29 protein-coding genes and 5 tRNA genes are annotated in these 18,418 nt (G+C 40.5%); all 34 read right to left on the bottom strand.

Annotation, left to right across the window (positions count from 1 at the left end):
- Positions 1 to 49 precede the first annotated feature (49 nt).
- The 34 genes from rplL to rplF all read right to left on the bottom strand — a co-directional run bounded on the left by rplL (position 50) and on the right by rplF (position 18,397).
- A complete protein-coding gene (gene rplL / locus JG734_RS01470) occupies positions 50 to 433 on the bottom strand; it encodes a 50S ribosomal protein L7/L12 (protein WP_201333274.1) in 384 nt (127 codons plus the stop codon).
- A gap of 18 nt (positions 434 to 451) precedes the next feature.
- On the bottom strand, positions 452 to 964 hold the full coding sequence (rplJ, locus tag JG734_RS01465) for a 50S ribosomal protein L10 (RefSeq protein WP_201333273.1): 513 nt from the start codon (positions 962 to 964) through the stop codon (positions 452 to 454).
- A 79-nt stretch (positions 965 to 1,043) separates the two neighbouring features.
- Positions 1,044 to 1,751, bottom strand: a complete 708-nt coding sequence (rplA, locus tag JG734_RS01460) for a 50S ribosomal protein L1 (RefSeq protein ID WP_201333272.1) — start codon at positions 1,749 to 1,751, stop codon at positions 1,044 to 1,046.
- 54 nt (positions 1,752 to 1,805) lie between these two features.
- Entirely contained in the window at positions 1,806 to 2,231 is a 426-nt protein-coding gene (gene rplK, locus JG734_RS01455) for a 50S ribosomal protein L11 (RefSeq protein ID WP_201333271.1), read from the bottom strand.
- Between the two features lie 18 nt (positions 2,232 to 2,249).
- A complete protein-coding gene (gene nusG, locus JG734_RS01450) occupies positions 2,250 to 2,780 on the bottom strand; it encodes a transcription termination/antitermination protein NusG (protein WP_201333270.1) in 531 nt (176 codons plus the stop codon).
- A gap of 12 nt (positions 2,781 to 2,792) precedes the next feature.
- Positions 2,793 to 2,972, bottom strand: coding sequence for a preprotein translocase subunit SecE (gene secE / locus JG734_RS01445; RefSeq protein WP_201333269.1), 180 nt, complete (start codon positions 2,970 to 2,972; stop codon positions 2,793 to 2,795).
- Between the two features lie 13 nt (positions 2,973 to 2,985).
- Positions 2,986 to 3,061 (bottom strand) — tRNA-Trp (locus JG734_RS01440).
- Positions 3,062 to 3,091: 30 nt separating this feature from the next.
- A complete protein-coding gene (gene rpmG / locus JG734_RS01435) occupies positions 3,092 to 3,244 on the bottom strand; it encodes a 50S ribosomal protein L33 (RefSeq protein WP_201333268.1) in 153 nt (50 codons plus the stop codon).
- A gap of 39 nt (positions 3,245 to 3,283) precedes the next feature.
- Positions 3,284 to 4,483, bottom strand: coding sequence for an elongation factor Tu (tuf, locus tag JG734_RS01430; protein ID WP_201333267.1), 1,200 nt, complete (start codon positions 4,481 to 4,483; stop codon positions 3,284 to 3,286).
- Positions 4,484 to 4,570: 87 nt separating this feature from the next.
- Positions 4,571 to 4,645, bottom strand: a tRNA-Thr gene (locus tag JG734_RS01425).
- 86 nt (positions 4,646 to 4,731) lie between these two features.
- A tRNA-Gly gene (locus tag JG734_RS01420) sits at positions 4,732 to 4,808 on the bottom strand.
- Between the two features lie 4 nt (positions 4,809 to 4,812).
- Positions 4,813 to 4,898: transfer RNA gene (locus JG734_RS01415), tRNA-Tyr, on the bottom strand.
- Between the two features lie 28 nt (positions 4,899 to 4,926).
- Positions 4,927 to 5,003 (bottom strand) — tRNA-Thr (locus JG734_RS01410).
- A 61-nt stretch (positions 5,004 to 5,064) separates the two neighbouring features.
- Positions 5,065 to 7,005 (bottom strand): transketolase, encoded by a 1,941-nt coding sequence (gene tkt, locus JG734_RS01405; RefSeq protein WP_201333266.1) that lies wholly within the window; start codon positions 7,003 to 7,005, stop codon positions 5,065 to 5,067.
- Positions 7,005 to 7,871 carry a polyprenyl synthetase family protein gene (locus JG734_RS01400; protein ID WP_201333265.1) on the bottom strand — a complete coding sequence of 289 codons (867 nt, stop codon included), beginning with the start codon at positions 7,869 to 7,871 and terminating at the stop codon, positions 7,005 to 7,007. Before JG734_RS01400 ends, tkt begins: the two co-directional genes overlap by 1 nt.
- Positions 7,871 to 8,182: a YbaB/EbfC family nucleoid-associated protein gene (locus JG734_RS01395; RefSeq protein ID WP_201333264.1), complete on the bottom strand. Its 312-nt coding sequence runs from the start codon at positions 8,180 to 8,182 to the stop codon at positions 7,871 to 7,873. The genes JG734_RS01400 and JG734_RS01395 overlap by 1 nt, the downstream gene beginning before the upstream one ends.
- An 8-nt stretch (positions 8,183 to 8,190) precedes the next feature.
- Entirely contained in the window at positions 8,191 to 8,556 is a 366-nt protein-coding gene (panD, locus tag JG734_RS01390; protein ID WP_201333263.1) for an aspartate 1-decarboxylase, read from the bottom strand.
- A gap of 2 nt (positions 8,557 to 8,558) precedes the next feature.
- Positions 8,559 to 8,945 (bottom strand): ferredoxin, encoded by a 387-nt coding sequence (locus JG734_RS01385; RefSeq protein ID WP_201333262.1) that lies wholly within the window; start codon positions 8,943 to 8,945, stop codon positions 8,559 to 8,561.
- Between the two features lie 73 nt (positions 8,946 to 9,018).
- Positions 9,019 to 10,293, bottom strand: a complete 1,275-nt coding sequence (locus JG734_RS01380) for a UDP-N-acetylmuramoyl-L-alanyl-D-glutamate--2,6-diaminopimelate ligase (RefSeq protein ID WP_201333261.1) — start codon at positions 10,291 to 10,293, stop codon at positions 9,019 to 9,021.
- On the bottom strand, positions 10,290 to 10,847 hold the full coding sequence (locus tag JG734_RS01375) for a hypothetical protein (RefSeq protein ID WP_201333260.1): 558 nt from the start codon (positions 10,845 to 10,847) through the stop codon (positions 10,290 to 10,292). Before JG734_RS01375 ends, JG734_RS01380 begins: the two co-directional genes overlap by 4 nt.
- Positions 10,847 to 11,155 (bottom strand): NifU family protein, encoded by a 309-nt coding sequence (locus JG734_RS01370; protein WP_201333259.1) that lies wholly within the window; start codon positions 11,153 to 11,155, stop codon positions 10,847 to 10,849. Before JG734_RS01370 ends, JG734_RS01375 begins: the two co-directional genes overlap by 1 nt.
- A 103-nt stretch (positions 11,156 to 11,258) precedes the next feature.
- Complete coding sequence (gene rplQ / locus JG734_RS01365; protein WP_201333258.1) at positions 11,259 to 11,609, bottom strand: 50S ribosomal protein L17; 351 nt, start codon at positions 11,607 to 11,609, stop codon at positions 11,259 to 11,261.
- A 3-nt stretch (positions 11,610 to 11,612) separates the two neighbouring features.
- Positions 11,613 to 12,608: a DNA-directed RNA polymerase subunit alpha gene (locus JG734_RS01360; RefSeq protein ID WP_201333257.1), complete on the bottom strand. Its 996-nt coding sequence runs from the start codon at positions 12,606 to 12,608 to the stop codon at positions 11,613 to 11,615.
- Between the two features lie 38 nt (positions 12,609 to 12,646).
- Positions 12,647 to 13,273, bottom strand: a complete 627-nt coding sequence (rpsD, locus tag JG734_RS01355) for a 30S ribosomal protein S4 (protein ID WP_201333256.1) — start codon at positions 13,271 to 13,273, stop codon at positions 12,647 to 12,649.
- 68 nt (positions 13,274 to 13,341) lie between these two features.
- Positions 13,342 to 13,731, bottom strand: a complete 390-nt coding sequence (gene rpsK / locus JG734_RS01350; RefSeq protein ID WP_201333255.1) for a 30S ribosomal protein S11 — start codon at positions 13,729 to 13,731, stop codon at positions 13,342 to 13,344.
- Between the two features lie 10 nt (positions 13,732 to 13,741).
- On the bottom strand, positions 13,742 to 14,107 hold the full coding sequence (gene rpsM / locus JG734_RS01345; RefSeq protein ID WP_201333254.1) for a 30S ribosomal protein S13: 366 nt from the start codon (positions 14,105 to 14,107) through the stop codon (positions 13,742 to 13,744).
- Between the two features lie 3 nt (positions 14,108 to 14,110).
- Positions 14,111 to 14,224 (bottom strand): 50S ribosomal protein L36, encoded by a 114-nt coding sequence (gene rpmJ, locus JG734_RS01340; protein ID WP_084275181.1) that lies wholly within the window; start codon positions 14,222 to 14,224, stop codon positions 14,111 to 14,113.
- Positions 14,225 to 14,386: 162 nt separating this feature from the next.
- Positions 14,387 to 14,605 (bottom strand): translation initiation factor IF-1, encoded by a 219-nt coding sequence (infA, locus tag JG734_RS01335; protein ID WP_012081621.1) that lies wholly within the window; start codon positions 14,603 to 14,605, stop codon positions 14,387 to 14,389.
- Position 14,606: 1 nt separating this feature from the next.
- The gene (map, locus tag JG734_RS01330) at positions 14,607 to 15,368 is read right to left on the bottom strand and encodes a type I methionyl aminopeptidase (protein WP_201333253.1); all 762 of its coding nucleotides are present in this window, start codon (positions 15,366 to 15,368) and stop codon (positions 14,607 to 14,609) included.
- Positions 15,368 to 16,630 carry a preprotein translocase subunit SecY gene (gene secY, locus JG734_RS01325; RefSeq protein ID WP_201333252.1) on the bottom strand — a complete coding sequence of 421 codons (1,263 nt, stop codon included), beginning with the start codon at positions 16,628 to 16,630 and terminating at the stop codon, positions 15,368 to 15,370. The genes map and secY overlap by 1 nt, the downstream gene beginning before the upstream one ends.
- Complete coding sequence (gene rplO, locus JG734_RS01320; RefSeq protein WP_201333251.1) at positions 16,630 to 17,031, bottom strand: 50S ribosomal protein L15; 402 nt, start codon at positions 17,029 to 17,031, stop codon at positions 16,630 to 16,632. The genes secY and rplO overlap by 1 nt, the downstream gene beginning before the upstream one ends.
- 9 nt (positions 17,032 to 17,040) lie before the next feature.
- Positions 17,041 to 17,484 (bottom strand): 30S ribosomal protein S5, encoded by a 444-nt coding sequence (gene rpsE, locus JG734_RS01315; RefSeq protein ID WP_201333250.1) that lies wholly within the window; start codon positions 17,482 to 17,484, stop codon positions 17,041 to 17,043.
- Between the two features lie 9 nt (positions 17,485 to 17,493).
- A complete protein-coding gene (rplR, locus tag JG734_RS01310) occupies positions 17,494 to 17,850 on the bottom strand; it encodes a 50S ribosomal protein L18 (protein WP_201333249.1) in 357 nt (118 codons plus the stop codon).
- Positions 17,851 to 17,860: 10 nt separating this feature from the next.
- Positions 17,861 to 18,397, bottom strand: coding sequence for a 50S ribosomal protein L6 (rplF, locus tag JG734_RS01305; RefSeq protein ID WP_201333248.1), 537 nt, complete (start codon positions 18,395 to 18,397; stop codon positions 17,861 to 17,863).
- Between the last annotated feature and the right edge of the window lie 21 nt (positions 18,398 to 18,418).

Here is an 18,418-nt window from a genome sequence, read left to right as displayed (position 1 = left end):
GTTAGATTAAGAAGAGGATAAAATCCTCTTCTAATTGGTTTGGAAAGGTTTATTTTATTTCTACTTTAGCGCCAGCTTCTTCGAATTGTTTTTTGAGCTCTTCAGCTTCTTCTTTGCTCACACCTTCTTTGATTGTAGTTGGTGTGTTTTCTGCAGCTTCTTTAGCCTCTTTGAGTCCAAGACCAGTTACTTGTCTAATTACTTTAATTGTGTTGATTTTCTTAGGACCAGCATCAGTAAGTACTACATCAAATTCACTTTTTTCTTCTGCTGCAGCACCACCTTCAGCGCCACCACCAGCAACTGCACCAGCAACTACAGTTGGTTGAGCACTTACACCAAATTTCTCTTCGAATTCTTTTACAAGTTCACTAAGTTCCAATACGCTAAGATTTGAGATATATTCGATTACATCTTCTCTTGTACAAGCCATTGTTTCTCCTTTTATTTTTTAGCTTTCTTTTTGTTGTCGGATATTTTCTAAAACTGTAACAAAGTTTTGTTTAGGCGCATTCCACACATAGAGGAGATTGCGCAACGGAGCTGTCCAAACAGATAGAAGCATTCCAAGAAGCTCTTCTTTGCTTGGGAGCTTACTGTATGCTTCAATTTTGGCAGCATCAGCAACTTCACCTTCAAAGTAACCCTGTTTGATCTTGAAAGTATCTTTGTTCTCTTTTGCAAAGTCAGTAACTGTCTTTGCAAGATCAACAAGGTCACTCCCCCACACTAGTACATTGGTATCGCGGAGTTCGAAATCTTCGATACCGTTATTTTTTAGTGCGATCATTGCGAGTGTATTCTTGACTACACGTACTTTGAGTCCCTTATGTCTAGCTTGCTTACGCAACGCTTCGAGCTGAGGGACAGTCATACCTTTGTAGTCACAGTCTACAATCGCAGCTGCATTTTTAAACTCTTCTGTGAGGTAGGCAACGACCTCTTCCTTTTGGCTGCGTGTCAAATCTTTTTACCTCCTTTCCGACAGAAGACTTCAAGCAGGTCTTACTTGTGTGCCCGCTATCTTCAGTCTAAGATAAAGCTTACGCTTTGATATCCATAAGCTCTTGTGTATTGAGCTCAACTGCTGGACTCATAGTGAGTGACAATGCTGCATGGCGGATATATCTTCCTTTTGCAGCAGCAGGTTTGAGTTTATTAATCTGTGCGACAAATGCTTCAAGGTTCTCTTTCAATGCTTCTGGTGAGAAGCTTGCTTTGCCAATTCCTGCGTGGATATTCCCTTTTTTATCAACTCTGAAGTTTACCTGTCCTGCTTTCGCATTTTTTACAGCTTTACAAACATCCATAGTTACTGTGCCAGTTTTAGGGTTTGGCATAAGGCCTTTTGGTCCCAAAATTCTACCAATTTTACCAACAAGACCCATCATATCTGGTGTTGCAATAGCAATATCGAAGTTGATGTTTCCGTTTTGAATCTCTTCTACTAAATCTTCTGCTCCAACGATATCTGCGCCACACTCTTTTGCTTCATCTGCTTTTGCACCTTTTGCAAAAACTGCAACGCGCACAGTTTTACCTGTCCCGTGTGGCAACACAACTGATCCTCTTACCATCTGATCAGCATGTCTTGGATCTACTCCAAGTCTCAAAGCAAGTTCAACTGTTTCATCAAATTTTGCTGATTTTAAATCTTTTACTTTCTCTACTGCCTCTTGAACTGAGTAGAGTTTACCTTTTTCAATTTTGTTTAAAAGTTCTTGATATCTTTTTGAATGTTTTTTTGCCATTATTCACTCCGCATATAGTTTTTTGCTACCACGTTTTTAGATCCTGTGGTTGGATCAATCTACAATCTCTACACCCATACTTCTACAGCTTCCAGCAATAATTCGTTTTGCTGCTTCTATATCTTCAGTGTTGAGGTCTGGCATTTTTGTTTTAGCTATTTCTTCAAGCTGTGCTTGTGTGATCTTCCCTACTTTGTTTTTAAGTGGGTTGTCACTACCTTTTTGGATACCAGCAGCTTTTTTGATAAGGTCAGTTGCTGGTGGCTGCTTTGTAATAAATGTAAAGCTTCTGTCACTATAGACAGTGATAACAACAGGGATGTTAAATCCCATCATATCTTTTGTTTTTTCATTGAAAGCTTTACAAAATTCCATAATATTTACACCACGCTGACCAAGAGCTGGACCAACAGGAGGCGATGGGTTAGCTTTTCCTGCAGGTATTTGTAATTTGAACTGGTCTACGATCTTTTTAGCCATTTCTTTCCTTTCATTAACTTAGATTATTTTCTCTACTTGTGTATAGAGAATCTCTACTGGTGTGCTTCGACCAAAGATAGAGACATTGAGTTTGAGTTTTCCATGCTCCATGTCATACTCTTCTACAACACCCGTAAAGTTTGCAAATGGGCCTTCAGTGATGCGCACCATCTCTCCAGGCTCATAAGATATTTTTGGTTTTGGAGCACCTTTTTTCTGTGCTTTTTCCAAAATCTTCTTTACATCATCTTCACTAATTGGTGTCGGTTTTTTTGATTCACCTATAAATCGCGATACCTTTGGAAGACTTTGGATCTTTTGCCATAGATCAGTATCGAGATCTATATTTGCAAAGACATATCCAGGATAGACACTTCTTTCAGTAATCTTTTTTTTGCCGTTTTTCACTTCAATCACATCTTCAGTTGGCACAACGACTTCTTTGATTTTGTCTTCGAGATGCTGCTCTTTTACCAAGTTTTCGATTGCAGTTTTTACAGCTTTTTCACTTCCAGCATAGACTTGAATTGCATACCATTTATGTGCCATAAAATTCCTTAATTACATTATATGTGAGAGAATAAACGACATAGTTCCATCAACAAGTGCTAAAAAGAGGGCAACTATTGTTACCACAACAAAAACTGCAATATATGCATTTTTGACTTGCTCTTTTGTTGGAAAAATAACTTTTTGTAACTCTACTCTTGCATCATGAATATATTGAATAAGTTTTTCCATGTTTATCCTTATATGGCAGGGCAGGAGGGACTCGAACCCCCGGCCAACGGTTTTGGAGACCGTTGCTCTACCAACTGAGCTACTGCCCTATATGAAGGTAAAAGCCAGATGCTTTTACCTTAAAGTTTTGCCTCTTTATGCACTGTGTGTTGTTTACAAAACTTGCAATATTTTTTTATTTCAAACTTTTCAGGATGCGTTTTTTTGTTTTTTGTCGTGTGGTAGTTTCTCCTTCCACACTTTTCGCATGCCAAGTGAATGATATCTCTCATCTTTTACCCTTACATAGTGATGGGGCAAAGCCCCATGAATTATTCGATGATTTTACTTACAACACCTGCACCAACAGTTCTACCACCCTCACGGATAGCAAATCTCGTACCCTCTTCAAGTGCGATTGGTGCGATAAGCTCAGCGTTGATTTTTACGTTGTCACCAGGCATAACCATTTCAACGCCCTCTGGCAATGTAATTGTACCAGTTACGTCAGTTGTACGTACGTAGAATTGTGGTCTATAACCGCTGAAGAATGGAGTATGGCGTCCACCTTCCTCTTTTGTAAGTACGTAAATTTCAGCTTCAAATTTAGTATGTGGTGTAATTGTTCCTGGTTGCGCAAGAACTTGACCTCTTTCTACCTCTTCTTTTTTAGTACCTCTTAGAAGTACACCAACATTGTCACCAGCTTCACCTTGGTCAAGCTCTTTTCTAAACATCTCAACGCCAGTTACTGTTGTTTTTTGTGTTGGGCGAAGGCCTACGATCTCGATTTCATCACCAACTTTTACGACACCTCTTTCAATTCTACCAGTAACAACCGTACCACGTCCAGAGATTGAGAAAACGTCTTCGATTGGCATCAAGAATGGCTTATCGATATCGCGCTCAGGAGTTGGGATGTACTCATCAACAGCATCCATAAGCTTGAGGATTTTTTCGCTCCATTCACCGAGTTGTCCAGCTTTTGCTTCTTCCAAAGCTTTAAGAGCAGAACCTGCAATTACAGGAACATCATCTCCTGGAAAATCATATTCGTTAAGAAGTTCACGAACTTCCATTTCAACAAGTTCAAGAAGCTCTGGATCATCAACCATATCTTCTTTGTTCAAGAATACTACGATGTAAGGAACACCAACTTGGCGTGCAAGAAGGATGTGCTCACGAGTTTGTGGCATAGGACCATCTGCTGCAGAAACAACAAGAATAGCACCATCCATTTGCGCTGCACCAGTAATCATGTTTTTAACGTAGTCAGCGTGACCTGGACAGTCTACGTGTGCATAGTGTCTCTTGTCTGTTTCATACTCAACGTGAGAAGTAGCGATAGTGATACCTCTTTCTCTCTCTTCTGGTGCATTGTCGATTTGATCATAATCTCTTTTTTCTGCGTAACCTTTTTCTGCTAGAACTGCAGTAATCGCAGCAGTAAGTGTAGTTTTACCGTGGTCAACGTGTCCGATAGTACCGATGTTGACGTGCGGCTTAGTTTTGACGAACTTTTCTTTTGCCATAATCTTCCTCCATATGGTATTAAAATAACGGGCGTATTATATCAAAAAATAATAAACACCCAAATAGTTACAAATAGCATCAGTGAATGGAGCCCAGAAGCGGGATTGAACCGCCGACCTCTTCCTTACCAAGGAAGTGCTCTACCACTGAGCTATCTGGGCATATTCACGTCTTTGACTAGCACAATATTTTTCGGAAGCATAAACTATGTAGGAAACAAGAAGCTACATTAGTTCAGCTCCCAGTTTGGAGCGGGAGACGGGACTCGAACCCGCGACCCTCAGCTTGGAAGGCTGATGCTCTAGCCAACTGAGCTACTCCCGCGTCATGGTGGTGGGAGGAGGATTCGAACCTCCGAAGGCGAAAGCCAGCAGATTTACAGTCTGCCCCCGTTGGCCACTTGGGTATCCCACCTTGTTACTGGTCAAACGCTGAAAAAACATGGAGCCGGTGAAGGGACTCGAACCCCCGACCTGCTGATTACAAATCAGCTGCTCTAGCCAACTGAGCTACACCGGCATCAATGAATGTGGGTGAAATTTTACAAATATTTTTTTTAAATGTCAAGGGATAGAGGAGTCTATCCCAAAATCTCTTTAGCTTTTTCCACTACATTGCTTATTGTAAAGCCAAACTCTTTGAAAAGAACATCTCCAGGTCCACTTGCTCCGAAGCGATTTTCCATGCTTATAGTTGCATCTGCAAAGCGATACCACTCAATTGCGCTCGCTGCTTCGATTGCTAGCACTTTTGTAGATGGATCAAAAACAGTTTTTTGATACTCTTTGTCTTGTTCCAAAAAGAGCTCCATACATGGCATACTCACTATATTTGCATTGATGCCTTGCTCTTCAAGATGACAGCCAGCTTGGAGTGCAAGCATCACTTCACTACCAGATGCTGCAAGAGTAATAACCGCATTGTCTCTTTTTTTGATAATGTATCCCCCGCGACTTGGGTCACCATAATCTCTCTTCGGCTTGAGAGTTTTGAGCTTTTGGCGACTGAGCACAAATCCGCATGGTTTATCAAGTTTTAATGCCACTTTCCAACACTCAATATTTTCAGTAGCATCTGCTGGTCTGAAAGTATAAAAGTGTGGTAACGCTCTAAAGGTTGTAAGCTGCTCGATTGGCTGATGTGTTGGACCATCTTCTCCAACACCGATACTATCATGTGTCCAAATGAAGTAGTTTTTGAGTTTTGAGAGAGCTGCTATACGTACAGCCGCTTTTTGGTAATCGCTAAAGACGAAAAATGTTGCATTAAAGGGTATGAGCAGCCCATAAGCAGCCATACCATTGGTGATCGCTCCCATTGCGTGCTCACGCACACCAAAATGGAAGTTTTTGCCGTTCGGAAAATCCCCCATATCCTGTAAATATGTCTTGTTTGATGGGGCAAGGTCTGCACTTCCCCCTACAAAGCCAGGGAGTGCTTTGGCAATTGCGTTGAGAATCTTTCCATTACTATCACGAGTAGCTATCATGCTTCCAGATTCAAACTCTGGCCACTCGATTGCATTGAAATCTGGATTTTGGAGTTTTTCCAAAATCTCATTTTGCTCTTTATATGGAGACTCGATGAGGAGTTTTTTCCACTCTCTCTCGGCAAGTTCACCCTTCTCTACTGCACAGCGAAATCGCGCAAGTACATCTTCTGGTACATAGAACTTCTCATCTGGAGGAAATCCTGCTTTTTCTTTAGCGCAACGTATATCATCTTCACCAAGTGGTGCACCGTGTGAGTGCGGATCACCCTCATATTTGCAGCTTCCCTTGGCAATTGTAGTATGTGCGATGATGAGCACTGGTTTTTTACGCTTTTTAGCCCAGCGAATAGCCGCATCGATATCTTCATAGTCGTGACCATCTACTTCTGTCACTTCCCAGTTTTGGGCTTCAAATCTTCTCTTGACATCCTCATTCCAAGCCAAAGATGTATCACCTTCAATCGTGATATGGTTGCTATCATAGATCATTATTAAGTTATCAAGCTCAAATCTTCCAGCTAGTGCACATGCTTCATAGCTGATCCCCTCTTCTAAATCTCCATCACCACACAAGCAGTAGACATAATGATCTATTATTTTGGTAGTTTCAGTGTTGAGAAGTCTTGCGAGATATTTGCTTGCCATTGCCATACCAACAGCATTGGCAACACCTTGTCCCAGCGGTCCAGTGGTAATTTCGACTCCAGGGGTGTGTCCATACTCTGGGTGACCTGGCGTTTTGCTTCCAAACTGGCGAAACTCTTTGAGATCCTCTAGCGTTAGATCGTATCCCCAAAGATAAAGCAGTGAATAGATGAGTCCTGTAGCGTGCCCTCCACTAAAAACTAGGCGATCGCGATTGAGCCATTTGGGATTTTTGGGATTGTGGCGAAGGTGCCGTGAGAGCACAACTGCAACATCTGCAAGCCCTAGTACTACACCTGGGTGGCCGCTATTGGCCTTTTGAATCATATCAAGTCCCAAAAAGCGTACTGTATCAGCCATTTTTTTGAGCATTTTTGTATCCATCAACATTCCTTTTTGTGTCTATAGAGATATTTTTGGAGAAGTGTAGCAAGATTTTGTTGCAATTTTTCATCAAATGAAGCAAGTTTTTTCTCTAACGCAACTGCATATCTATCTGCCTCCTGGAGAGATTTTTCCAAACCTAAGAGATTGATAAATGAGTTTTTGTGCGTATCATTTTGCGTGGTCTTGCCAGCCTCTTCGCTAGAACAGATTGCATCGATGATATCGTCTTGAATCTGGAAGAGTATTCCAAGCTCGATTCCAAAATCGTAAAGCTCATTAGCTTTCTTTGGATCAAGATCTGCAATAACTCCTCCCATTTGCAAACTTGCAGCGATAAGTTTTGCTGTTTTGTTGCAGTGAAGCGTCTTGAGCTCTTCGATAGTTAGCCTTTTATCCTCAAAGTAGCAATCTAGAATCTGTCCATGCACCATACCATCCGCACCGCCATTGATTGCAAGAATTTTTGTAAGCTCGCTCTTTGTTTGAGGATGCAAAGGTGCAGAGGAAATGAGATAAAAAGCATGTGTATTGAGAGCATCGCCGACAAGTACAGCTGTGAGCTCATCATATTTTTTATGGAGCGTCTCTTTGCCTCTACGAAGCGCAGCATCATCCATCACAGGGAGATCATCATGAATAAGTGAATAGGTATGGAAAATCTCTAACGCTAAAGCTACAGGCATAGCAGAAGGAACAAGAAGTGGCTCATACGCTTGTACTACGTGCAAGAGCAGCAAAGGACGAAACCGCTTCCCACCACCTTGAAGCATGTAGTTGAGAGCCTCTTGGTAAAAGGGATGAAAAGTTTTTATCTGGATCGGGTTTTGGTGAAGATACTCTTCAAAACTCTCAAGAAGATCCATCAATTGCTTCCGAATATTGAGGGATTCATAAGATTCATTGCGCTCTTTTGCTTATCCTCTTCTACCATTTTCAAAACATCGTTTATCGCACTTATCAAAAGTATTTGAAGAGACTCTTTATCTTCAAGCAGCGAATCATCAATCTCTATATCGATAATTTCCCCTTTTCCATTTGCGCTTACTTGCACCAAGCCGCCGCCACTTTTGGCAGTAAAAGTCTTCTTTTCGCTCTCTTCTTGGAGTTTTTTTGCTTTTTCTTGAATCTCTTCAAAGACTTTTCCAAGCTCACCTAAATCAAACTTATCAAACATAGCATATCCTACATATCATTGAGAATCTCTTCGATATTATTTTCATCATCAACCAAAACGATAGTGGGCTCATAGTTTTGAAGCTCTTCGTGGTTATATTGCGCATATGCTACTATGATAACCTTATCTCCTGGATGCGCTTTGCGTGCTGCTGCACCATTGAGGCAAATCTCTTTTTTTCCTCGCTCACCTTTGATCACGTATGTCTGGAAGCGCTCGCCATTGTTAATATTGAGCACATCTACCTTTTGGCCAACTCTAAGCTTTGCGGCTTCCATTAGCTCTTCATCAATAGTGATGGAGCCAACGTAGTTAAGGTTGGCATCCGTCACAGTAGCTCTATGAATCTTGCTATAGAGCATCTCGATCATCATCTTTACGCTCCGCCTGCCATTTTAATAACATCTGCGATACTCATAGGCTCATCCCAGTACTCTTGTGGAATCAGATACTCTTCAACTGGTGTGCCACCAATTATATGCTCCTCTATAATTCTATCAATTTTTTGCTTATCTAGTCCAACATACATGTGGTGTCCTGGCTCTACGAGCATAACAGGACCTAGCTGACATCTATTGAGACACCCTGTACGCACTGGCTGTACTGCAGCAATAATCCCTTTTTCCATAAGTTTTTGCGCAAGATATTGAAAGAGCTGCTGACTTTCTGGATTGTTTTGGCTTACACAGCTTGGCTTTGGAAATCCTGGAGGAGCTGACTGCTCACACTTGAAAATATAGAATGTTGGTTGTGGAATACCCATATTGCTCTCCTTTTAAATCATACAAAATTTGTCTGAATTTTATCATGCGAAATTTAGATTAAATTGATAATTTTCAATTACTTCTCATTAACGCTTCAACAGTTTCACGATCACTGTATGGAATTTTCTCTCCATCTATCTCAATATACTCCTCATCTCCTTTGCCAAGAATAAGAAGTATCTCATCCTCTTCTAAGTTATCTAAAGCCTCTTTAATCGCTTCTGCTCTATTGGGATTGATAATAATAGGAATATTTGTAGTGATACCTTTTTTGATATCGTCTATTATTTGCATTACATCTTCACTGCGAGGATTGTCAGCTGTGAGATAGATTTTGGTGCAAAACCTGCTTGCAACATTGCCCATAAGAGCTCTTTTGGATCTATCCCTATCACCGCCGGCACCAAAGAGAGCTACAATCTTTTTGCCAGGAAATGATTCAAATACCTTTTGCATCCCATCAGGAGTGTGTGCAAAATCTACTATTACTAAGGGCTTGGTACTTGCAATCTCCATGCGACCGCGAACCCCTCCAAAATGCTTCACCTCCTGCACAATATCTTCAAGAGGAAGATTTGTGAGCATATGGACCGCCCCAATTGCGGCAGTGATGTTGTAGAGATTAAAAAGACCGAGCAATGGAGAGTAAAAATCTACCATTTCGCTGCCATGTTGCAATACTGCACTGATACCGCCTTCAAGGGAGTATGCAACTATTTGATAGGTAGCTGTAGTCTCAAGTGCATATGTGCGAGCATTTTTTACATTAAACTCGATATTTTTATCATCTTTGTTTATGAGTTTCAAAGTCTCATCTGCAAAAAAAGAGCTTTTTGTGGCGATGTAACTTTGCATGCTTTTATGATAGTCAAGATGATCTTGCGAAATATTGGTAAAAACTTTGAGCGCAAACGCTAAATTTTCGATGCGTTGCTGCGCTATTGCATGGGAACTTACCTCCATGACAAAATAGCTAGCACCTCGCTTTTTTGCTTCATACATATGTACAATAGTCTCAAGAATTGATGGAGTCGTATGGCCTTTGGGAGCAACGAGTTCATCATCGACGAAAAAGCCGCGCGTACCTTGCAAAGCACTCTTCAATCCTAAATCATTGAGCAAAGAGTAGATAGCTGCACTTGTAGTTGTCTTACCGTTTGTGCCAGTGACACCAATAATTTGTATATCGCTTAAATCAAGCTTTGCTATCAACTCTTTTGGAATGAGGATATTTTGGGGCTGCTCTTTGATATAGCGGTTATTTTGCGCTGTTTTTAAAAAGAGGTCGGCTCTATCTATCTCTTGTGTGTTATCTGTCACACTAAAGTTCTCAAATTTATAAATCATTGCTTAAGCTTTTGCATAAACTCTTGTAAACGTCTATCAGCAGGATAGAGTTTCGATGCATCTTCTAAATAGCTATATGCAATATCTTTGAAACCATACTCTAACAAGTTATTCAAAAAGTCAAAAAAGTCGCTCTTTTGCGTGATTATCACCTTCGTGCTAAACATGATATCTTCAAAAGCTCTTTTAAAACTTCCACGCTCTTGTACGATTCGCTTAAAATCCTTGTATGCAATTCCCTCAATTGCTGAAACGCTCTCTTGCTCAAGCATTGATGCAAGATCCTCTTGTGCCTTATCAAGTGAGTGAATCATCTCAATAACACGCTCTTCTGCATCCTCTTCGGCCTCTTGCTTGAGCACAAGATAAAAATCAAAAAGGGCTACTGCCTCCTCTTCATCCTCCTCTAAAAGATCGCAGAGCATGACGCCAAGTTGTGCTGGCTTGTGCAGCGGCTCTTGGCGCAAAATTGTTAAGAAAACATCGAGAGCCTCTTGGTAATTTTTTTGTAAAAACTGTTTCGTTGCTTTTTCCATCAATGCATCAATATGCATTAGCTATTCTCTCCTTCATACTGCATTGCAATATCTTCCCACTTATCTTCATATCCTTGTGGGATATTGATTACTTCAATATCTGGATGTATTTTCATCTTGAGCTGTCGCTCCACTCCATATTTGAGCGTGTTACCTGATGCACTACATCCAACACATGCTCCTCCTAACTGGACAAAGACTTTGCCGTTGCGAACGCCTAATAATTTTATATCACCACCATCAAGTGCAACCATAGGTTTAATTTCTGTATCGATTATGTTTTGCACAGCTGGCAAAAGATCCTCATCAGTAAATGGGAAATCCATTCTAATCCTTTTTTGGGAGATGTGAGGGAATATAGATTATTTTCGGTTAAAAGGAGATAAATTTTAGTAATTAATTGGATTTTCAGGGGGAGCCCCCTGAGAATTAAACAAATTCGATGAAAGCTAGAGGTGCTGCGTCACCTCTTCTTACACGAGTTTTTGTGATTCTTGTATATCCACCGTTGCGCTCTTTATATCGCGGAGCTATCTCATTTACAAGTTTTTTTGTTGCTTCTTTATCCTGCAAATATGCAAATACTGCTCTGTGTGCGTTAAAGTCACCTTTTCTGGCTTTTGTGATCAGTTTTTCTATGAAGCTGCGAAGACTTTTTGCTTTTGCTTCAGTGGTCTCGATCTTCTCATTGATAATCAAAGCAATAGCAAGGTTTTTGTGCAGTGCTTTTCTATGAGAACTAGTACGACCAAGCTTTCTATATCCGTGTCTATGTCTCATTCCTTATCCTTTTAGCTTGTTAATTTTGGCTCGTATAGCCTCTTTGTCTTCAGGAGTAAGTGAAGAGGTATCTATACCAAACTCTTCAATTCTCGCAACAATCTCATCAATAGATTTTTTCCCAAGATTTTTGATATTTTTAAGCTCATTTTGATCCAAAATGGCTAGTTCACCAACATACTCGATACCTGCTTTTTCGAGGCTATTGTAGCTTCTTGCTCCAAGATTGAGTACATCAATTTTTTGAAACAGTGGGCTATTGTCACCAAGGAGTGCATTGGCAGTTGGTGCACTCTCAACAACAGTCATCTCCGCATTGAAAATTGCGAGCTGCCCTTGTAACACCTCAAGAGCCATTTTCAATGCATCCACTGGGGCAATCTGACCATCTGTTTCGATATCAAAGACAATTTTTTCATAGTTTGGGTTATCATCAACCAAAACATTCTCGATATTGTAGAGAGCCTTTTTTACCGGTGTAAAAAATGCATCGAGTGCAATATAGCCCTCTGGAACCTCTTGCCGAATCTCTTCACTCGGAACGTAACCGATTCCTTTATGCACAATAAGAGAGAAGTTGAGTTTCGCATCTTCATTGAGTGTTGCAAGGAAGTTTTCTGGAGTAACTACATCGATCTCATCACTCACAAGGTCAGCACCTGTGAGTTCTTTTGGTCCCTCAAAAGAGTAAGAAACTGTTACTTGATCTTTTTCGCTATCTTTTATTTTGAAGCGGATATTTTTGAGATTGATAATAAACTCAGCAACATCTTGCAACATACCACGCACACTATCAAACTCATGTTTTACTCCCTCAATCTGCACAGCAATTGGTGCATACCCTACTGTAGCACTAAGGAGGAGTCTACGAAGTGGGTGTGCGACAGAGATCGCATACCCTTTTTCGTAAGGGAAAACATTGAGGCGTGCATGATTGTTTTTGATGGATTCAATCTCTATATTTGTTGGAACCGACGGTTTTACTTTGATTTTACTCATAGCCAACTCTCTTTATAAATTTATTTTAGCTTACACTATTATTTAGAGTATAGCTCGACGATGAGACGCTCTTCTACTGGAATCTCGATTTCGTCTCTCTCTGGAATTCTCGTAAAGATTCCAAAGACTTTGTCTTTATCCACATCTACCCAAGGAGCTATACCAGTTTGATTTGTTAGCTCAAGTGCTCTTTGGATCTGTGGATTGTTTTTGCTCTTTTCGCGAATTTCGATTTTTTGACCAGGTTTTACGCGGTAAGATGGTATATCTACACGTTTACCATCAACAAGTACATGGCCATGATTGACTAGCTGGCGTGCAAATCTTCTTGTTGTTGCAAATCCCATGCGATATACAACATTATCAAGTCTTTGCTCAAGAAGTCTAATGAGATTTTCCCCGGTATTGCCTTCCATGCGGTTCGCCTCTTTGAAGAGGTTTCTAAACTGCTTCTCAGCAACACCATACATAAACTTTGCTTTTTGCTTCTCACGAAGCTGCAATCCATATTCACTGATTTTACTTCTTCTTTGACCATGCTGCCCTGGAGGATATGGTCTTTTATCAAGAGCACTCTTCCCAGCAAGACGTCTTTCGCCTTTGAGTGCTAGGCTTACGCCTAATCTTCTTTCGATCTTTTCAACTGGACCTCTATATCTTGCCATTGCTTTTCTCCTACTTTTGCATATATTTTGGCTATTGCGTGGCGTGCCGTATAAAATAAAAACTTAAATTACACTCTTCTGCGTTTTGGAGGTCTACATCCATTGTGTGGTAATGGAGTAATATCTTTAAAGAAAAGTACACGAATTCCCTCAATCGCACCGATACTCTTGACTGCAGTGTCGCGACCACTTCCTGGTCCTTGTACTTTAATACCCACCTCTTTAATGCCATGCTCTTTTGCTTTTGTCATTGCATCTTCTACAGCTTGCTGCGCTGCAAATGGAGTAGATTTTTTGCTCCCTTTAAAGCCAAGGCTACCAGCACTACTCCAAGCAATCACATTGCCCATCTCATCAGTTACAGTCACGACAGTATTGTTAAAAGTTGCATTGATATAGACAACTCCGCGTGCTATATTTTTCTTAACTACTTTTTTTCTTGTTTTTCTCTTTGCCATCTACCGTCCTTTACTTCGCTGAACCTACAGTTTTTTTCTTACCCTTACGTGTTCGCGCATTTGTTTTTGTCTTTTGACCGCGAACAGGGAGACCACGTCTATGTCTGAGACCTCTATAGCATCCGATATCCATCAATGCTTTGATATCCATAGCAACTTTTCTACGTAAATCACCTTCGACCATATAATTTTCGCGGATATGTTTATTGATAGTTGCTACTTCCTCTTCTGTAAGTTCATAGACACGCTTATCGTAGCTGATTCCTACAGCATCGAGAATTTTTCTAGAAGTTGTAAGACCGATACCATATACATACGGCAATGCATACTCGATGCGCTTGTTTTTTGGAAGATCTACACCAGCAATCCTAGCCATCTTTTATCCTTGTCTCTGTTTATGTTTTGGATTGACGCAGATAACTCTCACTACGCCTTTTCTCTTGATAATTTTGCACTTATCGCACATCTTCTTTACTGAAGGTCGAACTTTCATTATTGTCTCCTATAAAAGATTAAGCACTTACTTTACGGCACGCTAGGCTTGATGAGCCAATCAAGCCAATCCTTGTAAGAAAAGTGCCACCTCTTACAAAGATTCTTCATACAGTTTCCCAAAAAGGGATGTAATTATACTTAAGGTGTTCTTAATTTAAGCTTATTTATATCTAAATGTAATGCGCCCTTTATCAAGGCTGTATGGAGTAAGCTCAACTTTGACCTTGTCACCTGGAAGTATCTTGATATAGTGCATGCGCATCTTCCCAGCGATATGGCAAAGCACCACATGCCCATTCTCAAGCTCTACACGAAACATTGCATTCGGCAATGCCTCTTTGACTATACCATCTACCTCAATCACATCATCTTTTGCCATCTCAATCCTCCTTGCTTAAAATCTCTGCTTTTCCACCAATTATAGCAACTGTATGCTCATAGTGACTGCCTCTGAGGCCATCTTCACTCACAACCGACCACTTATCTTCCAATATTTTGGGTGTACCAAGCTTTTGACATATCATTGGCTCAAGGCAAAATACCATACCCTCTTTGATTTTTGGTCCGCTTTTTGGACTCCCATGCTCCAGATAGTTTGGAATCTCCGGCTCTTCGTGTGGTTTGCGACCAATACCGTGACCGCAAAATCCATGGAGAGGCTGATAACCACGCGATTTGATATATTTTTCGATCTCATAGCTTAACTCTTTGAATCGCATACCAGCGCGGATAATATCTATTGCATAGTAGAGCGTATCTTTAGCTACTGCGATAAGCTCTTTATCTTTGTCGCTAATATTGCCAACACTCACAGTTATTGCGGCATCACCATACCAACCATCATATTCTGTACCAATATCAAGTCCAATGATATCACCCTCTTTTAGTTTATAATCTGTTGGAATTCCATGAATGATTACCTCATTGACAGAGGTACAAACTGAAGCAGGAAATCCATAGAGCCCTTTAAACGAAGGTTTTGCACCATGACTTCTAATAAACTCTTCACCCATAGCGTCAAGCTCTTTGAGCGAGACGCCGGGCTTACACTCTTTGGCAAGATAGTTGAGGGTTTTGGCTACGATGATATTGGCTTTTCGCAATTTCTCAATCTCGGCTGGTTTTCTAATAGCTATCGCCATTAAAGTCCAACCGTACTGAGTGTTTGATATTTGCTCATATATATTTGCGCTTCAATTTTTCTCATAGTATCAAGCGCAACTTGCACAACGATAAGTACCGCAGTTCCACCAAAATAGAAAGGTACACCCATTGCCTTAACAAGTACCCACGGCAGCGTTGCAATGATAGCGAGGTAGAGCGCACCCCAAAAAGTTAGTCTGCTTGCTACTTCATTGAGATAGGCTGCTGTTGGCTCACCAGGTCTCACTCCCGGAATAAATCCTCCCTGTCTCTTGAGGTTATCTGCAATATCTTTTGCATTAAAGACAATAGAAGCGTAAAAATATGCAAAGAAAATTACTAGCACAAACATGAGTGCATTAAAGATAAATCCATTTGGATTGAGAAAATCTGCTATTTTTTGTACTATTGGGTTTGTGCTAGATTGCAAGATAGTTGATGGAAACATCAAAATCGCAGATGCAAAAATTGGCGGAATAACTCCACTGAGGTTGAGCTTGATAGGGATATAGTTCATTATTCTCTTTTTTTGATTTTGCATCAAAACTTTACGAGAATATGAGACTGGTATACGTCTTTCTGCTAGCTCTACGTAGATGATAAATCCTACAGTTACCAATATAATGGTAACGATAGCAATAAGTATCAAGAAGTTCAACTCGCCTGTATTGACAAGATTGATAGTTCCAGCAATTGCAGATGGGATTCCAGATACGATACCAGCAAAAATGATAAGAGATATACCGTTACCAACACCTCTTTGCGTAATCTGCTCACCAATCCACATCAAGATCATAGTCCCAGCAAGCATACTTATAGCTGCTATAGTGATGAATGAAGGCATATCTATCATAATAGCAGGCTCACCAGCTTTTCCTGTCAGGTGCTGCAGGCCAATTGAGACACCAACTGCTTGTATGAGTGTAATGACAATAGTTGCATAGCGGATAATCTGCATATACTTTGTCATACCATCACGCTCTTTTTTGAGCTGCCCAAGAGCCGGGAAAGTAGCAGCAAGGAGTTCCATAATGATTGAAGCGGTGATATAAGGCATAATACCTAATGAGATGATTGAGAGTCTTTTAACGGCATTTCCACTAAACATATTGAACATGCCAAGGGCATTGCCTGCTTGGGAATCAAAAAAGTCTTTGACTACATCGATATTGACACCTGGCACGGGGACATACGCAAGGACTCTGTAGAGAAACAGAAATCCAAGCGTTATGAGGATTTTGTTGACTAATGATTTACTCATTATTGTTGTCCACTATGAGAGATATTTTCGTCTTTTATTTTTGCGATTATCTCTTTTACACCTCTACCGATGAGTTTTACACGTGTTACATACTTTGGAAGTTTATAGACACTGCGGATTGTCTCCATAGTGATCTCTTCAAGTTCAGCAACCTTTTTGACTTTATCAACATTGATTGCTACAGGCTTGACTACATTTGAGTTGAATCCAACTTTTGGCAGTCTTCTTTGCAGTGGTTGTTGACCACCTTCAAATCCTCTTTTTTGTGAGTATCCTGTTCTACTCTTTTGACCTTTTTGACCACGAGTAGCAGTTTTACCCATTCCGCTACCTTGCCCACGGCCAACTCTTTTTGTCTTGTGAGTACTACCAGGAGCTGGTTGGAGATTGTGTAATGCCATTTTCTATCCTTATGCTTTAATTCTTTCTAATGCTTCAATTGTAGCACGAACGAGTGTAGCAGGGTTATTTGATCCTAGAGACTTTGTCAAAATATCTTTTACACCAGCAAGTTCAAGCACAGGACGAGCAGCACCACCGGCAATCACACCAGTACCAGGGCTTGCTGGTTTGAGCAAGATTTTGCTTGCATTGTATTTGTGCTCAATATCGTGAGCAATTGTAGTACCTTTAAGATTCACAGTTGTAATGTTTTTAAAAGCGTTATCAATTGCTTTTCTAATCGCATCTGGAACCTCTTTGGCTTTTCCAATACCATAGCCAACATGACCATTTTTGTCCCCTACTACCACTAGTGCACTAAATCTAAATCTTCTCCCGCCTTTGACAACCTTTGTCACGCGGCTGATATTTACAACAACTTCTTCGAATTCTTCTCTATTCCATTTTTCCATCTGCTACCCCTAGAACTTGATTCCGTTTTCTCTGAGTGCATCAGCAAATGATGCAACTACTCCATGGTAAAGATAACCGTTTCTATCGAAAACGATTGTCTCAACACCTACAGCTTTGAGCTTTTGTGCCATATCGGCTGCTACTTTTTTCACATCCTCTTTATTGACTTTTACGCCAAGCTTCGCGCCATCACTGTATGCAAGAGTATGTCCTTTGGTATCATCGATAGCTTGCGCGTAAAAGTGTCTGTTTGATTTGAAAATCGATACTCTTGGACGCTCTGCGCTACCAGTAATTTTACCGCGAACTCTTCTTTTTCTTTTTATTCTTAATTTATTCTTTCTTTTTTGAACGCTCTCTCTCATAGCCTACCCTTTACTTCTTCGCTGTCTTACCAGCTTTTCTAATGATAACTTCATCGACATATTTCACACCTTTACCCTTGTACGGCTCAGGCGGTCTAAAGCTTCTAATCTCTGCTGCTACTTGGCCAACTTTTTGCTTGTCATGGCCTTTGACAGTGATAATATTTTTCTCGACAGTTATCTGAATTCCTTCAGGAATTGGATAGTTGATCGGATGTGAAAAACCGAGCTGCAGTTCAAGTTCTTTGCCTTTGACTTGTGCTCTATAACCAACTCCATTGATCTCAAGTTTCTTTTCAAACCCCTCTACCAATCCTTTGATTGCGTTATTGGTAAGGGCTCTGTATGTTCCCCAAAATGCTCTGCTTTGCTTATCTTCTCCAGCAGGCTCAAAAATTATTTGATTATTATCTATTTTTACTTTTACTCTATTGCCAAAATCAACCTCTTGTGTGAGGTTGCCTTTTTTGACAATGAGTTTACCCTCTTCCATCTTTACTTCAACACCACTTGGTATTGCAACTGGTTGCTTTCCAATTCTACTCATTTTATTCCTTTATACGATATT

It is taken from the genome of Nitratiruptor sp. YY09-18, from assembly GCF_016593235.1.
GTDB lineage: Bacteria > Campylobacterota > Campylobacteria > Campylobacterales > Nitratiruptoraceae > Nitratiruptor.
Note: the sequence above shows the minus strand (reverse complement) of the source record. Positions and strands in the feature narration are given on the sequence as shown.